The sequence below is a fragment of the Rhodobacter sp. Har01 genome (assembly GCF_020564565.1).
Lineage (GTDB): Bacteria > Pseudomonadota > Alphaproteobacteria > Rhodobacterales > Rhodobacteraceae > Pseudogemmobacter.
This window is the reverse complement of record NZ_JAJCTD010000003.1, coordinates 108,568-131,061: the sequence shown is the minus strand read 5'-3', so window position 1 is coordinate 131,061 and position 22,494 is coordinate 108,568. Positions and strand designations below refer to the sequence as shown.

19 protein-coding genes are annotated in these 22,494 nt (G+C 67.4%); 7 read left to right on the top strand and 12 right to left on the bottom strand.

Annotated features, from left to right (window positions below):
- Positions 1 to 244 precede the first annotated feature (244 nt).
- The 4 genes from LHP98_RS09085 (at position 245) to LHP98_RS09070 (ending at position 5,390) form a co-directional block, all read left to right on the top strand.
- Positions 245 to 1,309 (top strand): hypothetical protein, encoded by a 1,065-nt coding sequence (locus LHP98_RS09085; protein WP_227252216.1) that lies wholly within the window; start codon positions 245 to 247, stop codon positions 1,307 to 1,309.
- Between the two features lie 314 nt (positions 1,310 to 1,623).
- Positions 1,624 to 2,130 (top strand): hypothetical protein, encoded by a 507-nt coding sequence (locus LHP98_RS09080; RefSeq protein WP_227252215.1) that lies wholly within the window; start codon positions 1,624 to 1,626, stop codon positions 2,128 to 2,130.
- Positions 2,131 to 2,153: 23 nt separating this feature from the next.
- On the top strand, positions 2,154 to 3,182 hold the full coding sequence (locus tag LHP98_RS09075; protein WP_227252214.1) for a hydroxyacid dehydrogenase: 1,029 nt from the start codon (positions 2,154 to 2,156) through the stop codon (positions 3,180 to 3,182).
- A 198-nt stretch (positions 3,183 to 3,380) separates the two neighbouring features.
- Complete coding sequence (locus tag LHP98_RS09070) at positions 3,381 to 5,390, top strand: AsmA family protein (RefSeq protein ID WP_227252213.1); 2,010 nt, start codon at positions 3,381 to 3,383, stop codon at positions 5,388 to 5,390.
- A 76-nt stretch (positions 5,391 to 5,466) separates the two neighbouring features.
- Here the strand turns inward: LHP98_RS09070 and LHP98_RS09065 are convergent, their stop codons facing one another.
- Positions 5,467 to 6,507 (bottom strand): cytochrome-c peroxidase, encoded by a 1,041-nt coding sequence (locus LHP98_RS09065; protein ID WP_227252212.1) that lies wholly within the window; start codon positions 6,505 to 6,507, stop codon positions 5,467 to 5,469.
- Between the two features lie 357 nt (positions 6,508 to 6,864).
- Positions 6,865 to 7,497: a GcrA family cell cycle regulator gene (locus LHP98_RS09060; protein ID WP_227252211.1), complete on the bottom strand. Its 633-nt coding sequence runs from the start codon at positions 7,495 to 7,497 to the stop codon at positions 6,865 to 6,867.
- Positions 7,498 to 7,627: 130 nt separating this feature from the next.
- Between LHP98_RS09060 and LHP98_RS09055 the strand changes: the two genes are divergently transcribed.
- From LHP98_RS09055 to argF, 3 genes are all read left to right on the top strand, one after another.
- Positions 7,628 to 8,773: a serine hydrolase domain-containing protein gene (locus tag LHP98_RS09055; protein WP_227252210.1), complete on the top strand. Its 1,146-nt coding sequence runs from the start codon at positions 7,628 to 7,630 to the stop codon at positions 8,771 to 8,773.
- A gap of 309 nt (positions 8,774 to 9,082) precedes the next feature.
- Positions 9,083 to 10,261: an aspartate aminotransferase family protein gene (locus LHP98_RS09050; RefSeq protein ID WP_227252209.1), complete on the top strand. Its 1,179-nt coding sequence runs from the start codon at positions 9,083 to 9,085 to the stop codon at positions 10,259 to 10,261.
- Between the two features lie 74 nt (positions 10,262 to 10,335).
- Entirely contained in the window at positions 10,336 to 11,262 is a 927-nt protein-coding gene (gene argF / locus LHP98_RS09045; RefSeq protein WP_227252208.1) for an ornithine carbamoyltransferase, read from the top strand.
- 3 nt (positions 11,263 to 11,265) lie between these two features.
- Here the strand turns inward: argF and LHP98_RS09040 are convergent, their stop codons facing one another.
- The 10 genes from LHP98_RS09040 to LHP98_RS08995 form a co-directional block, all read right to left on the bottom strand.
- A complete protein-coding gene (locus tag LHP98_RS09040; RefSeq protein WP_227252207.1) occupies positions 11,266 to 12,054 on the bottom strand; it encodes a hypothetical protein in 789 nt (262 codons plus the stop codon).
- A gap of 146 nt (positions 12,055 to 12,200) precedes the next feature.
- Entirely contained in the window at positions 12,201 to 12,644 is a 444-nt protein-coding gene (locus LHP98_RS09035) for a GNAT family N-acetyltransferase (protein WP_227252206.1), read from the bottom strand.
- Between the two features lie 12 nt (positions 12,645 to 12,656).
- Positions 12,657 to 13,520: a LysR substrate-binding domain-containing protein gene (locus LHP98_RS09030; protein ID WP_227252205.1), complete on the bottom strand. Its 864-nt coding sequence runs from the start codon at positions 13,518 to 13,520 to the stop codon at positions 12,657 to 12,659.
- Positions 13,521 to 13,827: 307 nt separating this feature from the next.
- Positions 13,828 to 15,006 carry an ABC transporter substrate-binding protein gene (locus LHP98_RS09025; protein WP_227252204.1) on the bottom strand — a complete coding sequence of 393 codons (1,179 nt, stop codon included), beginning with the start codon at positions 15,004 to 15,006 and terminating at the stop codon, positions 13,828 to 13,830.
- A gap of 39 nt (positions 15,007 to 15,045) precedes the next feature.
- Positions 15,046 to 16,101, bottom strand: a complete 1,056-nt coding sequence (locus LHP98_RS09020) for a branched-chain amino acid ABC transporter permease (RefSeq protein ID WP_227252203.1) — start codon at positions 16,099 to 16,101, stop codon at positions 15,046 to 15,048.
- 3 nt (positions 16,102 to 16,104) lie between these two features.
- Positions 16,105 to 17,019 carry a branched-chain amino acid ABC transporter permease gene (locus LHP98_RS09015; RefSeq protein ID WP_227252202.1) on the bottom strand — a complete coding sequence of 305 codons (915 nt, stop codon included), beginning with the start codon at positions 17,017 to 17,019 and terminating at the stop codon, positions 16,105 to 16,107.
- On the bottom strand, positions 17,019 to 17,753 hold the full coding sequence (locus LHP98_RS09010; protein WP_227252201.1) for an ABC transporter ATP-binding protein: 735 nt from the start codon (positions 17,751 to 17,753) through the stop codon (positions 17,019 to 17,021). The genes LHP98_RS09015 and LHP98_RS09010 overlap by 1 nt, the downstream gene beginning before the upstream one ends.
- The gene (locus tag LHP98_RS09005) at positions 17,750 to 18,514 is read right to left on the bottom strand and encodes an ABC transporter ATP-binding protein (protein WP_227252200.1); all 765 of its coding nucleotides are present in this window, start codon (positions 18,512 to 18,514) and stop codon (positions 17,750 to 17,752) included. The genes LHP98_RS09010 and LHP98_RS09005 overlap by 4 nt, the downstream gene beginning before the upstream one ends.
- Entirely contained in the window at positions 18,514 to 20,604 is a 2,091-nt protein-coding gene (locus LHP98_RS09000) for a hydantoinase/oxoprolinase family protein (protein ID WP_227252199.1), read from the bottom strand. The genes LHP98_RS09005 and LHP98_RS09000 overlap by 1 nt, the downstream gene beginning before the upstream one ends.
- Before the next feature lie 10 nt (positions 20,605 to 20,614).
- Positions 20,615 to 22,399 (bottom strand): hydantoinase B/oxoprolinase family protein, encoded by a 1,785-nt coding sequence (locus tag LHP98_RS08995; protein WP_227252198.1) that lies wholly within the window; start codon positions 22,397 to 22,399, stop codon positions 20,615 to 20,617.
- Positions 22,400 to 22,494: the final 95 nt, after the last annotated feature.

Genomic DNA, 22,494 nt, shown 5'->3' with positions numbered 1-22,494 from the left:
TCGGCCCGCTTGCCACGGAAAGGGACCTGGGGACGGGGCCGGCGGCGGTCGGAAAGAGCTGCGAAGGTCCGCTTTGCGGACGGAGCGGACAGACGCGGCGCAGAACTATCCGACTTCCTCCGCAGTTCTCTAGCCCTGATGTTAAGGCGTCCCACATTTCCAAAGCTTGTCGTTCCTAGACGTCTTGCACGACACCCGACCATGAGACAGATAATGATTCTGACAGAAATTGTGGGGCCGATAGGTGCAAAAGGACGTGGCAGTCGAAGCCGAAGCACTCTTGTATGGGCCACAGGCGCTAAAGAGAGCCTTGGACAAAGCCGAAGAACTAGAACGACAGGGCGACCTTAGTGGAGCGCTGCACTGGCGCGAAAAAGCGCTCGCGCTTAAAGAATATTTTGAGCTGGATGAGATCGAACGCAAACGAAAGGTAGGCATCAGCCCCGTGAAAGTGCGGCTGTATGCTGCATTCACCGGCATTAGTGTTAAAGAAAGCGTCGAGATATCGAATGGTCTTCGTTTGGATCCAACCTATGCGCATGTTATGGCACCGTTCATCTTGGCGTTTTCACCGGCAGAAGATGGAAAGCCTCACCCCGGACCTTGGAAGAGTGCCTCTGGCGGCCTAGCAGTCGATGTTTATGCCCAAGCAACACTTGACGAAGGAGTGAACATTGGAGCCTTTGACCGATTGAACAGCATTTGGTTTCTGGCAACGCTTCTTCGGCTTAGAATTTCGAATGCTATTCGAGTACCTATTATAAGTGATACAAGCTTCTCGGAAGTGGCTGGCGGCGCTGAACCAGTGCTTTGGCCGGTCGAATTCAATCAATCGTCGCAAGTCCTTCCATTTCAAACTGCCGTTGATCCATTGGTGGGGTTACTCTGGGTCTCCCAGCACATTGAACGGGGCGCGGACCTCATGACGGATGAAGGGTTTTCTCTCGCAATACAATCCAATGACCGGGCATGTCATGTGGATAGTTTAGGGACGGCTATGGTGCTCTTGTGGTCGTCCGTTGAGGCGCTTTTCCGACCCGGAGGGCGAGACATAGCGAAAACGCTATCAAGAATGGTCGCCACCTACCTGTCCGATGATACAGGGGTGAGAGATCGAACTTACCAAGAAATCAGAGCGCTATACAAAGTGCGGGGCGATATGGTCCATGCTGCGCGGATGCCTGATCGGATTTCAGTAGAAAGTACGGCAAAGGTCGCTAGACAAGTGTTGATACGCACGATTGAGGAAGGACAGCTTCCTGACGGACAGCGGCTCTTAACGGCGTGGTCCAACCGGAAAGCGTATTGAGCGTACTGTTGAATGTCGGCAATGGGCTCTTCGCGCCGACCATTTTGCCGCTTGGGATGCTGCCGCCTTGACCGCACTCGGTTCCGCTCGATTGACGCGAACACGCCTGCGGCGGGGTCCTTCTTCCCGGCAAGGCCTGGCGCGGCCGCTGCTTTCCCGCTCCTCGCACCTTCGGCGGTGCGGCCTGTCGAGGGTCCGGCGCGCGGGCCAGGACGTCGCCCGGCGGTTTCATGGGTGTTGTCGCCGCAGGGCCGGCACCGGGCGCGGGGAAGAGCGGTCGCAAGGATGCCACGATCCTGTGCGAAATCCGGGCCATGCCCGACGACATGCCCGACGAGATGCCCGACGACATGCCGGTGATCGAGCGGCCGATGCCCCTGGTCATCCGGCTGGGGCTGATGGCGGCTGGCGCCTTCGCGGTCGTCATGCCGGTCTGGGAACTGGGCCGCGGGATCTTGCCGCCGAACCTGCTGAGCCCGTTCTTCGCCCTCATCGTCGGCGGCGGAGTGGCGGTGGGCGTGGCCTTCGTGGCCATGGGGCTGACGGGCGAGGGGCAGGTCTGGCGCTATCCGCCCGGTGCGGTTGTCATCGAGCGGCGGCTGTGGCGGAAGGTCTGGGAAACCCGGCTGACGGCCGCCGACCTGACCGCCGTGACGGTGGTGCGGGACGCCAGCAGCGACGGCCCCGACACCTGGGTCGTCCGGCTGGAGCGCGGCGTGGCGCCGGCGTTCGAAAGCCACGGCTTCCTGAAGGCGAAGTTTGCCGCGGCGGCGGCGGCACGCATCCGGGCGCATCTGGGCATGGCCGGGAACGACGGATAGGCTGCGCGTCCGGAGGTGTCTGCATGCCCGATTCCCGCCCGCTGGTGATTTCCTGCCCGCTGCCGCGCAGCCTTGCGCTGATCTTCGCTCCCGACCGGCTGGCGGACCTGCGCGCCCGCTATCGCATCGTCGAGACGGTGGACGAGGATTTCGCCGCGCTGCCGCCCGAGGTTCTGGCGCAGGCGCGCTACATCATCGGCCAGCCGCCCCTTTCGGAAGCGACCCTGGCGGCGATGACCGGCCTGCGCTGCACCTTCAACGTCGAATCGAACCTGCTGCCGAACATGCCCTATGACGCGGCCTTTGTCCGGGGCGTGCATGTCGTCACCACCGGCGCGGTCTTTGCTGAGCCGGTGGCCGAGATCGGCCTTGGCTTCGCGCTGAGCCTGCTGCGCAACATCCACGGCGCGGATGCCGCCTTTGGTGCGGGGACGGAACTCTGGGGCGGCGACGGCAACGCGCAGGCGCGGCTGCTGACCGGGGCCGAGGTCTCGATCATCGGCTTCGGCGACCTTGGCCGGGCGCTGGCGCGGGTGCTGGCGGGGTTCCGGCCGCGGCTGTCGATCCACGACCCCTGGCTGCCCGAGGCCCGCATCCGCGAGGCCGGGGCCCGCCCCGTCGACCTGCCCACCGCGCTGGCCGAGGCCGACGTCGTCTTCGTCACCGCCGCCGTCACGGCGGAAAACCGCGGCTTTCTTGGCGCCGATGCCTTTGCCGCAATGCGCCCCGGGGCCGCCTTCATCCTGCTTTCCCGCGCCGATGTGGTCGACTTCCCGGCCCTGATCGACGCCGTCGCCAGCGGCCACATTCGCGCCGCCACCGACGTCTGGCCCGAAGAGCCCCTGCCGCAGGGCCACCCCGCCCGCGCCCTGCCGGGCCTGTTGAAAAGCGCCCACCGCGCCGGCGCGCTGGACGCAGCCTTCAAACGCATGGGCGAGATGGTGCTGGCCGACATGGCCCTTCTCGACCGCGGCCTGCCGCCCAACCTGTGCAAACGCGCCGAACGCGAGACCGTCGCCCGCTTCCGCTCGCGCCCCGTCAGCCGCAACTGACCCCCTCCATCTTGGCCCTTCATCTTGGCCAAAATACCCCGCGGGGGTGCGGGGGCGCGAAGCCCCCGCCTTGTCCTGCCAAGGCCACTGCCGCCGCCGCTCCCGGCGAATTGATGCCTCGCGCCGCAGCGCGTTCTTGCCGGCGGAACCCCTGCGGGCTTAGGCTTGTTTCCAAACAAGAAAAGAACGGAGGCGTCGATGCGGTGGCTGGTCCGGGCCTTGGGGGCGCTTCTGGTCTTGGCGCTGGTCGGTGCCGGGCTGCTGGCCCTGGTGCCGGCCGAACGGGTGGCCCAGGCCGCCGCGGCGCAGTTCGAGCGTCTGACCGGCCGCAAGCTGGAATTCGACGGCGAGGTCAGCCCGCGGTTCTGGCCGGTCCTCGGCGTCACCACCGGCCCGGTGCGCATCGCCAATGCCGACTGGTCCACCGAGGACGGGCCGATGTTCGCCGCCGAAAGCCTGCAGATCGAGATCAACGCCACCGCCCTAATGGGCGGCGAGATCCAGATCCTGGGCCTGCGCGCCGAACGCCCCGAAATCCTGCTGGAACGCAGCAAGGACGGCCAGGAAAACTGGGTGTTCGGCGGCGGCGGCGCGGTCAGCCCGGCCACGCCGGGCGTGGGCACCGCCTACACCCTGGCAGACGGCCGCATCGAAGGCGGCACGATCCGCTACATCGACCACGCCTCGGGGCGACGCATCGCGCTGGACGGGGTGGATGCGACGCTGCAGGTGCCCGATTTCACCGGCCCCTTCACGCTGGACCTCACGGCGGTCAGCGGCGGCGAAGAGGTCGCCCTCACCGCCGAAGGCGGCGTCTTCTCGGCCTTCACCGAGGGCCGCGTGGTGCCGATGACGCTGACCGCCCGCGCGGGCGTGCGGAAAACCGGATCAAGCCTGGCCTTCGAGGGCCGCGCCGGCTGGTCCCCGCTGGCCGCCGAAGGCGCGCTGACAGCCGACCTGAGCGATCTCGAGGCCCTGGGCCATGCGCTGGGCGCCGATACCCCGATCCTGCCTCGCGGCCTGGGCGCCGAGCGGCTGACGATGGAAGGGCAACTGACGCTGGACGGCACCGGCGCGGCCTACCTGCGCGGCGCCACCATCATCGCAGACACCAACCAGATCACCGGCGATCTGGACCTGAAGCCGGGCGAGGCGCGGCCGATGCTCTCGGCGCAACTGCGCAGCGGCCCGCTGCTGCTGGCCGGGTTGTGGGGCGAGCGTGGCGGCGGTGTCAACGGCGGCATGAAGGCCGACGGCTGGCCGAAAGAGACGCTGGACGTCTCGGCCCTGGGCGCGGTGGATGCTGCGGTCTCGCTGGTGGCGCCTTCGGTCGACCTTGGTCTGGCGCGGCTGGGCGAAACCCGCCTGTTGCTGACCATCGACCGCGCCCGCGCCGTCTTCGACATCCGCCAGATGGCGGCCTATGGCGGCACCGTGACCGGGCAGTTCGTGGTGAACGGCCGCGGCGGCCTGTCGGTGGGCGGCGACCTGACTCTCAAGGGCCTGGACATGCAGCCGCTGATGACCGACCTCTCGGGCTGGGAGCGGCTGGTCGCCAAGGGCAACCTGACGCTCAAGTTCCTGGGGGTCGGCAATTCGGTTGACGAGATCATGCAGGGCCTGAAGGGCGACGGAACGCTGTCGCTGGGCAAGGGCGAGTTGCGCGGCCTGGACATCGCGGGGATGCTGCGGACGCTGGATCCGGGCTTTGTCGGCGAGGGGCAGAAGACCATCTTCGACGGCGTGGCGGGCAGCTTCGCCATTGCCGACGGGGTGCTGTCGAACAGCGACCTCAAGCTGGTGGCGCCCGGGCTGACGGCCACCGGATCGGGCGAGGTGGGCCTGGGCAAGCGCGAGCTGAACTACCGGCTGCGGCCCACCGCGCTGGCGGCGGCGGACGGCAGCGGCGGCGTGATGGTGCCCTTGCTGATCACCGGACCCTGGGCCGCCCCCCGCTTCCGCCTGGACATGGAATCCATCGCCCGCGAGAAGATGGAGGCCGAAGCGCGCGCGGCCGAGGACCGGCTGCGGCAGGAGGCGGCCGAAGCCGAAGCGGCGGCCAAGGCAGCACTTGAGGCCAAGCTGGCCGAAGAGGGCATCGTCGCCGGCGACGGCGAGACGCTGCAGGACGCCGCCCGGCGCAAGGCGCAGGAGGCGCTGACCGACGAGGCCGGCAAGCTGCTGGACGACATCCTGAACGGCAACTGACCCCGGCAAGCGGAAAGGGCGGCCTTTCGGCCGCCCCCCGTCTTCCCCAGGTGTCGAAACGGAGTGTGCCGCAGGATTACGGCGTGACCATCGTGGTCGGCCGCGGCGTTTCGGCGGTTTCCGCCGGCAGCACCGGCAGGGTGATCGCGGGCATCGTGCCGGTCAGGCTGTTGAGGAAGGCCACGACCTGGGTGACCTCCTGTTCGCTGAACTCGGCGCCAAGCTGGCTTTCGGCCATGATGCTGACCGCGACGTCCAGATCCCAGACCTTGCCCGAGTGGAAATAGGGCGCGGTCAGCGCGATGTTGCGCAGGGGGGCTGCGCGGAAGACGTATTCGTCGTCCGCCGTCTCGGTCACCGCGAAGCGGCCCTTGTCGCCTTCGGGCAGGATGTCCGAGCCGGGCTTCTCGATCAGGCCGAAGGGATAGTAGCCGTGGCCGCCGACGTTCACGCCGCTGTGGCAGGACGAGCAGCCCTTGTCCATGAACAGCGTCAGACCGGCCTTGGCGTCATCCGACAGCGCGGCATCATCGCCGTTCAGCCAGGCGTCAAAGGGCGCGGGCGTGATCAGGGTGGCTTCGAAGGCCTCGATCGCCTTGGCCATGTTGTCGAAGCTGACCGGATCGGCTTCGCCCGGGAAGGCCCCGGCGAACCAGTCGACATAGGCCGGCAGCGATTTCAGCGTGGTCACCACGTTGTCGGGCGTGTTGGCCATCTCGACGCCGGCCTGCACCGGGCCTTTCGCCTGAGCCTTCAGGTCGGCCGCCCGGCCGTCCCAGAACTGGGCTTCGTTCAGCACCGCGTTCAGCGCGGTGGGCGCGTTGCGCGGACCCTTCTGCCAGCCGTGGCCGACCGAGGTTTCCATGTTGTCGTCGCCGCCGGTGGTCAGGTTGTGGCACGAATAGCAGGAAAACACGCCCGAGGCCGAGAGCCGCGGATCGAAGAACAGCGCCTTGCCGAGATCGACCTTCTCGGGGGTCGCCGGGTTGTCGGCGACCGCCGGGGTCGTCGACGGCAGCGGCTTGTAGATTTCCAAGGCACGATCGCGCAACTGATCGGCCGAGGCAGCGCCCGCAAGCGCCGTGGTGGCAAGCGTCAGGGCAAGCAAAATGCGCATGGTTCTCTCCTGGTTCTATCTGCGCCTGGCAGATCACATCCCGGTGAGGTCCGGGCGGCCATGATCTGGATCAATTCTAAACTTGGCGTCAAAAACCCGCCTTCTAAGCAGCCGCTTACGGGGGGCAACGCCTTGAAAACAAGCAATCTGCCGGTATGCAATGGCATGCTGCGGCGGGTTGTCGCAGCTGGTCGGGTCCGAGGTTCTGCCGCGCACAGAAGGGCAGACTGCCGGGTTCGAGAGCGAATCCGGACATCCCGGACAGGGGAAGTCCCCTGCGGGATGCACAGGCCAACCGCGCTGCCGCGGCGAGCGGCAGGCGTCAGGTGGCGGCCTGGCGATGGTCAGCGCCGATGGTCAGCGGCGACGGTCGCGGCGGGCGCTCATCGGCTGGAAAGCGACACCGACATGGGCCTCGCAATAGGGCTTGCCGGGCAGGCTGGGCAGGCCGCAGAACCAGAAGTCGTCGGTCGCCGGATCGCCGATCGGCCATTTGCAGGTGCGCTCGGTCAGTTCCATCAGCGTCAGCTTCTTGGCCCGCTTCTCGACCTCGCGCACCGAAGCAAGGGCCTCGGGGGAAATCTCGTTCAGGCTGGGCTGCGGCGGCAGCGGCTGGCCGGCCGGCACGATGGCCTTGCGCACCGGCAGCGGCATGACGTTGGAGGCCGGCACTGCCGGGGCGGCGCTGCGCTCGGCGGCGCTGGGGCGTGGCTGGGTGGCGGCCGGGCCGGGGTCGGGGCGCGGGGCGGCGGGTTCCGGCCGCAGCGGCGTGACGCCCTCGGCGCGCGCGGCGCCCGGGGCGGCGGCGGGGCCGGCGGCGGCCTCGTCCTCGTCCTTGCCGCCGACGCGGTTCGACAGGCCCAGGCGATGGACCTTGCCGATCACCGCGTTGCGGGTCACCCCGCCCAGTTCCTTGGCGATCTGGCTGGCCGACTGGCCCTCGGCCCACATCCGCTTGAGCGTCTCGACACGCTCGTCCGTCCAGGACATCTGTTTCTCCGCCTGTCAATCTGTTCCGGGCATTCTAGCGGGCCGGGGCGGGGGGCCGCAAGGGCCGTGGGCTTGCCGGCCGGGGCGGCGCGGTCTTACGCTGCGCAAACCGGACCGGAAGGAGACGCCGATGCCGCCGCGCAGCCACCCCAACCCCGACCTGAGTGTGGGCGAGGACCGCCGCCCGCGCTGGAATTCCGCCCCGCACCGGCGGCAGGGGTTCCACAACCTGCACCGGCTGGTGCGCTATGGCCAAAGCTGCCGCGCCGGGCAGGTGCTGGACCTGCGGCTGTCGGCCGACCTTTCCATTGCGCGGCATGACGCGGTGCGCCGGCTGACCGCCAGCCCGTGGTTTTCCGCCATGGCGGTGATCGAAGGCAACCGGCTGCTGTACGAATCCTACGCCCCGGACTTCGGCCCCGACCGGCCGCATTCGATCATGTCGATCTCGAAGATGGCGATGAACCTGATCCTCGGGCGGCTGTGGGAAGACGGGCTTTTGCGGCTGGACCAGACGGTGGCCGAGGTGCTGCCCGACATCGGGCCGGGCTATGCCGGGGCGCGGATCGCGGACGTGCTGAACATGAACGTCGCCAACGGCTATGACGAGGATTACCACGATCCCGCCGCGGCGGTGTTCCTGCACGAGGCGGCGACGGGCATGCGCCTGCCCGAGGGGCCTGAGGCGACCAACCGCGAATTCCTGTGCGGCATCGGCCTGGCGCCGGGGGCGGTGGACACGGTGAACCGCACCGGGGCGAGCCTCTACAAAAGCGCCAACACCGATGTGCTGGGCCTGGTGGCCGAGGCATTGGGCGGTCGACCGCTGTCGGCCTGGCTGGCCGACCTGGCCGATGCGGCGGGGGTCGAGGGCGCGCTGCATGTGGCGACCGACCGGGTGGGATTTCCGCTGCTGAACGGCGGCATCTGCCTGACGGCACGCGATCTGTGCCGCTATGGCGCGGTCTTCGCGCGGCTGGGGGCGGGGGTGGACGGGCGGCCGTTCGGATCGGCCGGGTTCATCGATGAGACCCGCCACGGCGGCGTGCCGATGCCGCCGCCACGGGCGCATCTGCGCTATTCCAACCAGACCAACACCGATGGGGTCTGGCTGGGCCATGGCGGCTATGGCGGGCAGTACCTGCTGGCCAACCCGGAAACCGGCCGGGTGGCCTGCTTCCTGTCGGTGCTGCAGGACGAGGACGGCTATGACGCCGGGTATTACCCGCCGGTCATCGCGATGCTGGCCGAGATTTGCGCCGGGCAAGCGCGGTGATCCGATTGCGCGGCTTGCGCCGCAAGTCTTTTGTCTCGTCGTCGCGTGCCGCTCCTCCTCGGGCGATGAGGGGCGCTGCCCCTCACACTCCCCGGAGTATTTCCGAAAGGGCAAGCGGCAGGGGGCTTTCCTTTGCGGCAGCCTTGGGCTAAGGGGCGGGGCATGACCGATTGCATGCGCATTTCGCCGATCCTGCGTCGCCGATAAGGCGTTCGGTCTGGCCTGCCCGGCCGCAAGGGGCACCTCTCCCGTTGACACCCGCATTCCCCCGGCCTTAGGGCTAGGGCTTCCGTTCCAGGGGACAAGTCCATGATCTCGCCCGTGCTTCCGACCTACAACCGTGCCGACCTTGCCTTTGTCCGGGGCGCCGGCAGCCGGCTTGAGGGCGAGGACGGCCGGCGATACCTGGACCTGGGCGCCGGCATCGCGGTGAACGCGCTGGGCCACGCCCATCCCGCGCTGGTCGAGGCGCTGACCGAGCAGGCCCGCAAGGTGTGGCACGTGTCGAACGTCTACCGCATCCCGGAACAGGAACGGCTGGCCGAAATGCTGGTCGAGCTGACCTTCGCCGACACCGTCTTCTTCACCAATTCCGGCACCGAGACGGCGGAACTGGCGATCAAGATGGCGCGGCGATTCCACCATGACAACGGCCAGCCCGAGCGCACCGGCTTCGTCGCCTTCGAGGGCGCCTTCCATGGCCGCTCGACCGGGGCCATCGCCGCCGCCGGGTCGGAGAAGATGGTCAAGGGCTTCGGCCCGCTGATGCCGGGGTTCATCCAGGTGAAATGGGGCGACCACGACGCCCTGCGCGCCGCGGTCACCGACCAGACCTGCGCGGTGATCATCGAGCCGATCCAGGGCGAGGGCGGCATCCGCGTGGTGCCGGACCAGTGCCTGAAGGGCCTGCGCGACCTCTGCGACAGCACCGGCACCCTGCTGATCTTCGACGAGGTGCAGTGCGGCGTCGCCCGCACCGGCCGGCTGTTCGCCCATGAATGGGCCGGCATCACCCCCGACATCATGATGGTGGCCAAGGGCATCGGCGGCGGCTTCCCGCTGGGCGCGCTCTTGGCTACCGAACGCGCCGCCAAGGGCATGACGGCGGGCAGCCACGGCTCGACCTATGGCGGCAACCCGCTGGGCTGCGCGGTGGGCGCCAAGGTACTCGAGATCGTCTCCGACCCCGCCTTCCTGGCCGAGGTCAACCGCAAGGCCGCGCTCTTCCGCCAGGGGCTCGAGTCCCTGGTCGCCCGCCACCCGCAGGTGTTCGAGGCGGTCCGTGGCGAGGGCCTGATGCTGGGCCTGAAATGCCGCGCAACCAACACCGATGTGGTCAAGGCCGGCTACGCCTCGGGCGTCCTGACCGTCGCCGCCGCCGACAACGTGCTGCGCCTGCTGCCCGCGCTCAACATCCCCGACGAAGACATCGCCGAGGCCCTCAGCCGCCTCGACCAGGCCGCCACTGCCACCGCGAAAGCCGCCTGATTTCATCTGTCCGATAAATATCCCGGGGGTCCGGGGGCAGCGCCCCCGGCCGCGGGTTCCGAAAGCGAAACGAAATGAACCACTTCCTTGACATCCACAAGACCGACGCCACCGAATTGCGGGGCATGATCGACGCGGCCCGCGCGATGAAGACCGCCCGCAACGGCCGCCCGAAAGGCGCCCCCGACGATGACCAGCCGCTGCAAGGCCGCATGGTCGCGCTGATCTTCGAGAAGCCCTCGACCCGCACCCGAGTGTCCTTCGACGTCGGCGTGCGGCAGATGGGCGGGCAGACCATGGTGCTGTCGGGCAAGGAAATGCAATTGGGCCATGGCGAGACCATTGCCGATACCGCCCGCGTGCTGTCGCGCTATGTCGACCTGATCATGATCCGCACCTTCGAGGAGGCGACGCTGCTGGAGATGGCCGAGCACGCCACCGTGCCGGTGATCAACGGGCTGACCAACCGCACCCATCCCTGCCAGATCATGGCCGACGTGATGACCTATGAGGAACACCGCGGGCCCATCTCGGGCCGCAAGGTGGTCTGGGCCGGTGACGGAAACAACGTCTGCGCCAGCTTCCTTCACGCCGCCGGGCAGTTCGGGTTCGACTTCACCTTCACCGGGCCGGAAACCCTGGACCCCGAGGATCGCTCGGTCGCCTTTGCGCGCGAAAAGGGCAGCCGCGTCACCATCCAGCGCGACCCCTTCACCGCCGTCGAGGGCGCTGACCTGGTGGTGACCGACACCTGGGTGTCGATGCACGACCCGGAATCCGCCAAGGAACGCCGGCACAACCAGCTGCGGCCCTATCAGGTCAACGAACAACTGATGAGCCGGGCGAAACCCGACGCGCTGTTCATGCACTGCCTGCCCGCGCATCGCAACGACGAGGCGACCAGCGCGGTGATGGACGGCCCGCATTCGGTGATCTTCGACGAGGCCGAGAACCGGCTGCACGCCCAGAAGGCGGTGATGCGCTGGTGCCTGGGGCTGTAGGCGCTATTCGCTGATCCAGACCTCCAGCAGGCCAGGCTCGGACCGGCCGAATTTGGTGGCCGAGAGGTCGACCACGCCGACCGGTGCGCCGGCGCGCCAGTCCTGCGCGGCCTTGGCCAGGGCGGCGGCCAGTTCGGCATCGGAGGGATGGAAGTAGCGCACCTCGTTCAGCCCGGCGGCGGCCGAGATGCGCTCGCCCCCGCGGTCGGCGCCCTGGACCTGCCAGCCGGACTGCACCAGGGCCGCGGCCAGCTTCTCGGCCCAGCCGCGGCTGTAGCCGGCGAACTGGATGAAGACGCGGGCGGTGTCCTGGCCGGCCAGATCGGCCAGCCCCAGAAGCTGCGCCTGTGGCAGGGTGCCGGCCTGGGCGGCACCGGCAAGGGACAGACCGGCGCCGCCGATGGCCGGACCGCTGCCGGCGGCAGGGCCCGAAATGACGCAGCTGGGGGCCAGGTGGAACGACAGGATGCAGGTCGAGGGGGCCAGCCAGGGGATGCCGTTGAAGGTGATCGCCTGCGCCGTAGCCGTGACCGCGACGAAGGTCAGGCACAGCGTCATCACCCAGCACAGCAGGCGCCGCGCCAGAAGCGGCAGTTGGGTCAGCACCATCATCACCACGATCAGCGCCACAAGGGCGGCCAGCAGCTGCCAGAAGCTGAGCGTGTCGTTGTCCAGCATCTGCATCAGGCCGATGGCCAGCGCCATCACCACGAAACCGCCGATCGCGATCTTTGTCGCGGTGCGGTTGATGCCCAGAGAGGTTTGCACGGCAGAGACAGGATCGAGGGTCATGGCAAATCGCCTTCGTTCTGGAAAGGGAAACAATGAATCCCAGAATTATGCCACAACTGACGCGTGTTTTCAAATCCAACTGGCCCGCGGCCCGGGCCAGTCGGTTCGGCGGCTGACGAAGCGGGGCGCGCCCGGGGCGGGCGGGATCAGCGGTTGTAGCGGATGAAGGGCGTGACCTTGGCAATCCGGTCATAAAGCAGGCGGGCGGGGGCGTTGAAATCCTGCGTCAGCCAGTAGACCGCCGGGGTGCCGTTGGCATCGGCGGCGGCATAGACCGCCTCGATCAGGCGGCGGCCAAGGCCGGTGCCGCGGGCGTCTGGCGCGACATAGAGGTCTTGCAGGTAGCAGACGTTCTCGATCTTCCAGCAGTGGCGGTGGAAGAGGTAGTGGGTCAGGCCCATTGCCTGCCCGTCCACCGTGGCGATCAACCCGTGGAAGTCCTGCGGGTCGCTGCCCAACAGGCGGGCGAAGGTGCTGGCGTAGACGGCTTCGGGGACCGAAATCTGGTAGTAGTCCAGGTAGCCGGTCCAGAGCCGGCGCCAGTCGGCTTCGTCTTCGGCACGCAGGGGGCGGAGGGTGATCTCGGGCATCGGGGGGTTCCTTTACAGGCGTTTGGCCAGCCAGCGCAGGAAATCCTGCACCGGGGCGCGGGGCGGGCCGTGCGGGGTGACGGCCCAGTAGGCGGTTTCCGGCAGGTCCCAGCCCGGCACCAGCCGCAACTGGCCGGCGGCGATGGGATCGCGCAGCATGGCTTCGGTGGCGAACATCAGGCCAAGGCCGCGCAGGGCGGCGGCAACGGCGAGCATCGGGTTCTCGATATCGAGGGTTTGCAGGCGGCTGCGGTCCAGGCCGCGGGCGGCCATCCATTCGGCCTCCTCCGGGTCGGTCAGGTTGACGATCCAGGGTAGGTGGGCCAGGTCGGCGCCGCTGTCCAGCAGTGCCGGCGCCCCGACAAGCACCATGCGGGTGCGGCACAGAAGCTGCGCCTCGCCATCCGGCCAGGGGCCAAAGCCGGCGCGGATGGCCAGATCGAAGCCTTCCCGCGCGAGGTCGGAAAGCCGGGTTTCGGGCACCAGCGAGACGGCGATCTCGGGGTGGGCGGCCCAGAATTCGGGCAGGGCGGGGATCACGACGTTCTGCGCGAAGCCAGGGGTCAGGGTGATGCGCAAGCCGCGGTGCCGGTCGGCCTGGCGCAGGGTTGTGAGGGTTTCGGCGATGGCGGCGAAGCCCGAGTTCAGCGCGGCGGCAAGGCGGGTGCCGTCCTCGGTCAGCCGCAGGCTGCGCCCGGCCTCGGCCACCAGCCGCAGGCCAAGGTGGCGTTCCAGCCCGCGCACCTGCTGGGCCACGGCGGGGTGGGTGACGTTCAGCACCCGCGCGGCGGCGGAAAAGCTGCCCAACCGCGCCGCGGCCTCATAGGCGCGCAAGGCGGGCAGGGGCGGGAGGGTGCGCCAGTCGAACGGGGTCATCTAAAAGCTGTGCTTAAAGGTGGGCAGACGAGTTGTGCGGCATCCTCGCCGGTTTTCTGGCATATTGCGAGAGGAAACCGCAACGAAGGACGGGCGCCATGTTTCACCCCCCGAACCCCGATCTGATCGCGGCTGTGGCCCGCGTGCCGGGTCCGGGCACCGCCGAGGGCCGGATGGCCGAACATCGCCGCACGCTGCTGGCGGCCCGGCGGCAGGCCCGGCGGGCGGCGGTGAAGGCCGTGTTGCGCCGGCTGTTCGGCCGGCAGAAGGCGGCGGAAGGGGACGGCAGCCCCCTTCCGCCCGTTCCTCACTTCATCAGGTCGGCGACCGGGATCGGCGCCGAGATGGTCCATTCGTCCACCACGGCCGGCTTGCCGGCGTTGGTTTCCACGATCAGGTAGCGGGCCTGGTTCTGGTGGTGCAGCTCAGGCGTAAAGGTGCGCGGCCCGAACAGGGTGGGCTCGGCCGTCATCTTCTCAAGCTCGGCCACCACGGCGGCGGTCTCGGTGGTGCCCGCACGTTCCACCGCCTTGGCCCAGACGTCGATCATCACGTAACCCGGATAGGTGTACTGGGTGCTGGGATCGCCCCCGGTCACTTCCTTGTACTTGGCGTTGAAGGCGGTGACGTCGGGGTTCGGATCATCGCCGTAGATCGACCCCTGAACCGGGACGTAGAAGTTCGACAGGTCTGGCACCGCCGACAGCCAGTAGCTGCCGTCAACGCCCGAGCCGTTCAGGATGGCCGAGTTGATCCCGGCCGCGCGCAGCTGCTTGATGGCCGAAACGGCGCCCGGCATCATGGTGCAGAGCATGATCGCGTCGGGTTCCTCGGGCAGGGCCTTGATGCGGGTGATCTGGGCGGCGATCGAGGCATCCTCGTTCAGGAAGGTGTCCTCGCCCACCAGTTTCGCATCGGCCAGTTGCGGCATCATCCAGTCAAAGCCGTCGCAGATGCCCTTGTTGTATTCGGTCCAAGTGTCGAGCAGGCGATAGAAGGTGCGGGCCTCTTTCTTGGTATATGCCCATTCCGCCATGGTCGCGCCCTGCACCGCGGCCAGGACCGAGGCCGAGAAGCTGTTCGGCCCGACGCCCTGGATGCCGGCCTTGATCGATTCCGCGCAGAGGAAGAACGAGATCAGGCCGCTGGATTCGGCGGCAAGTGCTGCGGGGGCGCCGAAGTCATAGTCGCAGGACACCACCACCATGTCGGCGCCGGCGTCGATGACGGAAAGGCCCGCCTTGGCGCCTTCGGCGCGGTCGGTCTTGGTGTCGGCGTTCACCACTTCGATCTGCTTGCCCAGAAGGCCGCCGGCGGCGTTGATCTCGGCGATGCGGATCATCGCGGAATCCTGCGCGGGCTTGTCATAGGCCTGCATGAAGCCGGTCTCGGCGGTGGCGAAGCCCACCACGATGCGGTCGTCCTGCGCCATCAGCGGAGAGCTGAGGCAGGTGGTGGCGGCAAGGAAGGCGGTCAGTCTTTTCATGGTCGTGTCTCCTTGTTGGGTCTTCGGTTTCTTCTTGGTTCAAAGCACTCGGGTCGGGGCGGGTTGGCCCGCCTTGTCGGACCTGCGGTTCGGCAGGTTCAGTTCGGAATTGCCCATGATGCCGGCGGGCCGGAACATCAGGATCAGGATCATCACCACGCCCAGGGCGATTTCCTGCACGCCGCCGGGCAGGGCGAAGGTCGAGGCGCCGACCTGCACCCCGGCCTCAAGCCAGCGCAGCACCTGGATGAGGGAGGACAGGATGAGGACGCCGATGACCGCGCCCGACAGGCTGCCCATGCCGCCGACGACCAGCATGGACAGCGTGGTGAAGGTCAGGCCAAGGTAGAAGGTATCGGGTGTGACGACGCCGATGGAATGGGCGTAAAGCGTGCCGCCCATGCCCATGACGGCGGCCGAGATGACAAAGGCGATCAGCCGCATCCGCGAGATGTTCACGCCGCTGGCCGCAGCGGCGGTCGGCTCATCCCGCGCGGCGCGGAGCGCAAGGCCGTGGCGCGAGATGGCGAAGGCCCAGGCGACGAAGACGGCCAGCACGGCGGCGATCAGGTAGGGCCAGACGGTGCGCACGATGGGGATGCCGACGACGGAGGAGGTGGCGGCGGTGACGCTTTCCCAGTTCGAGTAGATCGAATTCACCATGGCCAGCATGGCGAAGGTGGCGATGGAGGCGGCGATGCCGGAAAGCCGCATCAGCACCAGCCCGAAGATCAAGGCCCAGAGGGCGGCCCAGAAGGCCCCCAGGCCAGCGGCGGCCCAGAACGGAATCTCCATCCCCATCAGCCAGTCGGGCAGGCCGGGCATGGCGTTGCCCTTCATCATCGGCTTGATCGTGGTCCAGGCGGCGACATAGCCGCCGAGGCAGGCAAAGGCGATGTGGCCGAAGCTGATCACGCCGGAATTGCCGACAAAGATCCACAGGCCGACGACGAAGATCACCTGCAGGAAGATGTCGATGATGGTCTGGTTGAACGGCCGCGAGCCCACCGCCCAGGCGGTGACGGCGAAGGCCACCAGCAGCAGGCTCAGGAAGACCGGCGTGGCGATGGTGCGGCGAATGACGGAAGCGCCCATTCCTCAGACCCTTTCCTTGGTGCCGCGGGCGGAAAGTATGCCCTGCGGCCGGAAGATCAGGACCAGGATCACCGCGCCGTAGACGAAGGCATCACGGAAGGCGCGGGCGTCGGGGGGCAGGATGGTCTGCATGACGGTGGCGATGGCGCCGAGAAGGAAGCCCGCCAGCACCGCGCCGGCTAGGCTGCCCATGCCGCCGATCACGGTGGCGATGAAGGCCATCAGCATCACGTTGGCCCCCATCATGATGTTGGCGGTGCCGGTCTGCGACCCCAGGATCAGCGCGATGGCGGCCGCGAGGGCACCCGACAGCGCAAAGGCCCCCATGATCACCCGGTTGGCGCGCACGCCCAGCATTCGCGCCATGGTGAAATTCTCAGCCGCCGCACGCATTTCCAGGCCGAACCTCGTGCGGCGCAGGAAGGCGGTCAGGCCGATCAGCACCGCCATGGTGATCAGGATGGTGATCAGTTGCAGCAGCGGAATGCGGGCGCCGAAGATCTCGACCGGCTGCGACAGGGCGGGCAGGAGCGAGATGCTTTTCGGCCGGCTGGAGAACAGCATCAGCAGGAAATAGCGGATCACGAAGCCCAGCGCGAAGGAGGCGATCATCATCGTCGCCGGGTTGGCGCGGCGGAAGCGGCGGAAGACGACGATCTCGGACAGCACCGACAGACCGGCGCCGATGGCGAGGACGAAGGGGATCAGCAGGAACCACGGCAGGTTGCCGGCGAAGATGATGGCGACGGCATCGACCGAGGGCCACAGAAGGGCGAAGACGGAAAAGGCGATCACGTCGCCATGGGCGAAGTTGACCAGCTTCATCACCCCGAAGATCAGCGCGATGCCAAGCGCGGCCAAGGCGTAGAGCGACCCCAGCGACAGCGCGTCGAAGACGACCTGAAGGATCTGGCCCATCAATGGTCTCCGTAGCCGAAATAGGCGGCCTGCATGGCTTCGCTTTGCCCCAGCGCGCGGGCATCGCCGTCCAGCAGGATTTCGCCGCCGCGCATCAGCATCATCCGCCCGCCCACCAGCATGGCGCGGGTCGAGGATTGCTCGACGATGAGAAGGGTCAGCTTGCGTTCCTTTTGCAGCGCGATCAGGCGCTCGTAGACCTGGTCGGTGATGTTGGGGGCCAGGCCCAGGCTGGGTTCGTCGATGGCGATGAGCCGCGGGTGAGTCATCAGGGCGCGGCCGATCACCAGCATCTGCTGCTGGCCGCCGGACAACAGGCCCGCCTGCGAATGCCGGCGCTCCTTGAGGATCGGGAAGGTGGCATAGACCGCCGCCAGCTCGTTCTGCGCCCGGGCCCGCCAGCCGCGCTCATGGCTGTGCATCCCGGTCCCGACCATCAGGTTTTCCTCGATGCTCAGGCCGCCGAACACGTCGCGCCCCTCGGGCACCATGGAAATCCCCAGCCGGGCAATGTCCTCCGGCGCGCGGCCGGTGATGTCATGGCCGTCAAAGTCGATGCGGCCGTTGGCGGGCAGCGTCACCCCGGCAATGGCCCGCAACAGCGAGGATTTCCCGGCGCCGTTCGGCCCGGTGATGAACAGGATCTCGCCTTCCTTCATGGCAAAGCTGACCTTGCGGACCGCGGTCAGCCGGCCGTAACGGACCGAGACGTTGGCGAGCGACAAGAGGCTCATTCCGCCACCTCCAGCCCGGCTTCCAGGATCGGCAAATCGGTCTCGGCGGCGGTGCCCATGTAGGCGTGGCGCACCTTCTCCGATGCGCGGATGGCGGCGGGGTCGCCGGTCTCGATCACTGCGCCGCTGTCCAGCACCACGATGTCATGGCACAGGTCCAGCACCAGCCCGACGTTGTGCTCGATCAGCAGCACGCCGCAGCCCATGTCGGCGGCAATGCGGCGGATCAAGGCGGCAAGGTCGCGGGATTCCTGCGCGCTCATCCCGGCGGCGGGTTCGTCCAGCAGCAGGAAGGCCGGCTTGCCCATCAGCGCCCGGCCAATGGCGACGCGGCGTTCGTCGGTATAGGGCAGGGTGCCGGCGATGCGGGGGGCCAGGTCGGCGATGCCGATCCAGTCGAGCATCGCCTCGGCCTCGGCAATGGCGCTGCGGCGGGACTGGCCAAGGCCGACGCCGGTGACTTCGAGGTTGTCCAGCACCGGCAGGTCCTTGAACAATCGTCCGCCCTGGAAGGTGCGGGCGATGCCGCGGCGGCGCAGCTGGTGGGGTTTCAGGCCGGTGAGGGGGGCGCCATCCAGCAGGACGGCGCCGGAGGTCGGGGCCTGAAAGCCGGTCAGCACGTTGACAAGGGTGGTCTTGCCGGCCCCGTTCGGGCCGATCAGCCCCAGGATCTGGCCGGATGAGACCGTCAGGTCCACCTCCGCCAGGGCCTTGAGCCCGGCGAAGGCGACCGAAACCTTGTCGGCATGCAGAACGCTCATCAGGCCCCCTTCTTGTGGTCGCGGGTGATCAGGTAAGAGCCGCTTTCGTTCAGCCGCGCGGTCCAGCCGGGTTCGATGACGATGGTGGTGGTGACCTCTTCGATCACCGCCGGCCCCTTGATGGTGGCCCCGGCGCCCAAGGGGGTGCCGTCGTAGATCGGCGTCTTCACCCGCTTGCCGTCGGCGCTGAACACCGCGTCGCGGTGGCCTTTCAGCGCCTTTTCGGGCGTGGCGCCGTGGCCGATGATCATCCGTTCCGGCTTGTCCACCAGCCCGTAGACGGTGCTTTCGATGTTCACCACTTCCACGGTCGAATGCGGTTCGGCGTAGGTGTAAAGCTGCTCGTGCCGGCGGTGGAAGGCCTCGATCACCTTGGCAATCGACTTGGCATCGACCTTGAAGGTATCGATTTCCACCGTGCATTCATGCACTTGCCCGACATATCTCATGTCAAGACTGCGCTGGGTGCGGGTGTCTTTCTTGTGGAAGCCATCGGTCTTCAGATGCGCCATGCCCTGCGCCTCGATCTGGCCGAACAGCTCATCAATGCGGGCGTAGGCGGCGGCGTTGTCCAGCCGCAGGGGGGCGGTGGCCATGTAGTTGTACTTCACGTCGCTGATGATCTGGCCAAAGGCGCAAAGCCCCGAGGCCAGCTTCGGCAGCACGATGGTATCGATCCCCATCGCATCGGCCAGCGCGGTGATATGGGCCGCGGTGGCCCCGCCGGCGCCGACCAGCACGAAGTCGCGCGGGTCATAGCCGCGTTCCACGGTAACGCGGCGGATGCCGTTCACCATATTGGCGTTGACGATGGTGAACATGCCATAGGCGGCGCGTTCGACGCTCATGCCCAGCGGGTCGGCAAGGTGGGTCTTCACCGCCTCGCGGGCCTTGCCGGCATCCAGCGGCAACCGCCCGCCGACCAGGCCATCGGGGTTGAGGTAGCCCAGCACGATGTTGGCATCCGAGACGGTGGGCAGCTTGCCCCCTTGCCCATAGCAGGCCGGGCCGGGGTCGGACCCCGCGCTTTGCGGGCCCATCTGCATCAATCCCATCTCGTCGATCCAGCCGATCGAGCCGCCACCGGCGCCCAGGGTTTCGACCTGGATCATCGGCACGCCGATGCGATAGCGCAGGAAGTCGATGTTCTTGTTGATGTTGGTGCTGCCGTCCTTGGTCAGTGTGATATCGAACGACGTCCCGCCCATGTCGACGGTGATGACGTCGGTCTTGCCGAACGGCTCGCAGACATACAGCCCCGCCGCCGGGGCGGAAGCCGGCCCCGAGTTGATGGCATAGACCGAGCGGTCCGTCATCGCCTGGCCGATGGCAAGGCCGCCGTTCGACTGGTAGTAGCGCACCGGCTGCTTGGCCCCGAGGCCCTGGAAATAGGCGTCCACGGCGGCGACGTAGCGCTTCATGATCGGGGCGAGGTAGGCGTTGACCACCGCGGTCGAGGTGCGGGTGTATTCGCGGACCTGGGGATACAGTTCCGACCCCAGGGTCAGGATCACCCCCGGCATCATCTCGCGCACGATCTGCCCGGCGCGGGCCTCATGCGCCGGGTGCAGCACCGACCAGACGAAGCTGATCGCCACCGTCTCGACGCCTTCAGCCTTGAACGCCTCGCAGGCGGCGCGGACATCGTCTTCGTTCAGGGGCTCGCGGATGCTGCCGTCCGACAGGATGCGCTCGCGGATGCCTTTGCGCAGGTAGCGCGGCACCAGCATGGTGGCGGGGGGATATTCGGGATCGTAGCGGTAGCCGTCTTCCTTGTGGCCCAGCCGGATTTCAAGCGAATCCTCATGCCCCGCGGTGCAGATCAGCCCGGCCTTGGCGCCCTTGTGCTGGATCAGCGCATTCAGGCCGACAGTGGTACCGTTGATGCAGAGGTCGCAGTTCGATACCACCTGTTCGGCCGGCACGCCCAGGTCTTCGGCAATCAGCGCCAGCCCGTTGCGGATGGCCAGCGTCGGGTCTTGCGGCGTGGACAGCGCCTTGTAAAGCCGCACCTGCCCCTCGCGGTCGGCGAGGACGAAGTCGGTGAAGGTGCCGCCGGCGTCGATGCCCAGTCTGTATTCGGATTTCATCATCTTCCCCTTAAATCGCTGCCACGGCGCGACGGGCGCGCAGGGCTTCGGTCGCTCGCATGTCCACGTCCAGCGTGGCGGGGTCCTTGATGATGACGCCGTAATCCTCCTTCGCGCCGTTGATCGAGACGAGGCCGTTCTTCACGTCCCAGACGACCTTTTCCACGGCCCGTTCCATCGGGTTGCCGTAGCCGCCGCCGCCGGGGTTCATGTTGGTGATGCGGTCGCCGGGCTTGATGACCTTGATGACGTTCTCGCGGATGGTCTGGGTATGGTCGCCTTCCACCAGCTCCAGCCGCCCGACCTTTTCGTCGATCATGGTGCTGGCGGCCCCCGCCGCGCCCACGGCGGGGATGCGGCGGCCTTCGCCGAAGGTGATGAAGGTCATGTCGTCGTTGAGCGGTTCCACCTCCCAGGCCGTGCCCGACCCGCCGCGGTTCTTGCCCGCGCCGCCACTGTCGGTCATCAGGCTGTAGCGGTGGATGATGATCGGATAGCTGTATTCCAGCAGTTCCACGTCGCCGCTGGTCAGCGCGCCGAAGCAGCATTCCGGCCCGCAGGCGTGCCAGCCGTCCTGCGACGGCGTCGCCCCGGCGCCCGAGATGATGGTGGCCAGCACCATCGTCACGTATTCCTCGTTATGCCGCTTGTCCCAGCCGGCGATGTTCAGCCCGTTGGCATGGCCCCAGCTGGCCGAGACCTTGGACGGCACCGCCTTTTCGAAGGCCAGCCGCACCGCGTCGGTCAGCGTCTCCATCGGCGTGGTGGTGCAGTTCATGTGCGGCGCCGGTTCCTGCGCGTTGCACAGCGTGCCCTTGGGGCCCATGTTCACCGTCACGCAGCGATACAGGCCCTCGTTGTAGGGCGGCGGCAGCTGGGCGAACATCATCAGGCCCAGATAGACGCCGGAATAGCTGTTCCCCTCGTAACTATTGATGAAATAAGGGATCTGCGGGGGCGACGAGATCTCGATGTGGCAGGTGTCGGCCTTGATCGTCACCTTGGCGGTGATGGTCATGTCGCCAAAGCCGTGGCCCGCATCCTCGACGATCGCCGCACCTTCGTAGACGCCGTCCGGCACGCTGGCGATCAGCGTCCGCATCTGTTTCTCAGCCATGTCGAGCAGGGTCTCGATGCAGGCATCGACCTGCTCTTCGCCGTATTTCTCCAGCATCGCCAGCAGCGCGCGTTCACCCACCTGGCAGGCGCCGATCAGGGCGTTGAAGTCGCCCTCCTGGTCGCGGCGGGCGCGCATGTTGGTGAAGATGAAGTTCAGCACGTCCTTGCGCGGAACGCCGCGGTCCCAGACCTTGACGGGCGGAATGCGCAGGCATTCGGCGTAGATTTCCTTGGCGCCCGGGTTGTAGCCGGCCGGCACCGGGCCGCCGACGTCCGTGAGGTGGCCCTTGCAGACGGTCCAGTATTTCAGGCGGCCCTTCCAGAACACCGGCTTGTAAAAGCAGGTGTCGATGGCGTGCGACCCGCCCCAGGCCGGATCGTTGTGGATCAGCAGGTCGCCTTCGTGGATGTCGTCGCCGAAATAGCCCGCCACCACCTTCATCGCCGGGATCAGCGACCCAAGGTGGATCGGAATATCCTGGCCCTGCAGGATCATCTCGGGCACCGCGTTGAACAGCGCGGTGGAATAGTCGTGCGCCAGGTTGAACACGCTCGACCGCGCGGTCTTCTCCAGCGAAAGCGTCATTTCGCGCTGGGTCGTCTCCAGGATGCCGCGGACGACCGATAGCGTGATCGGATCGACCTCAGCCCGTTTCCTTGCAGTTCCCTTCGTCATGCCGAAGCCTCCCTTGGGAAGCCGCGCAATAGGGGGCGGGCCCGGCCAATGGCCGGTGCGAATCGCCGAAACTCCCTGTCGCGCGGCGTCTGTTG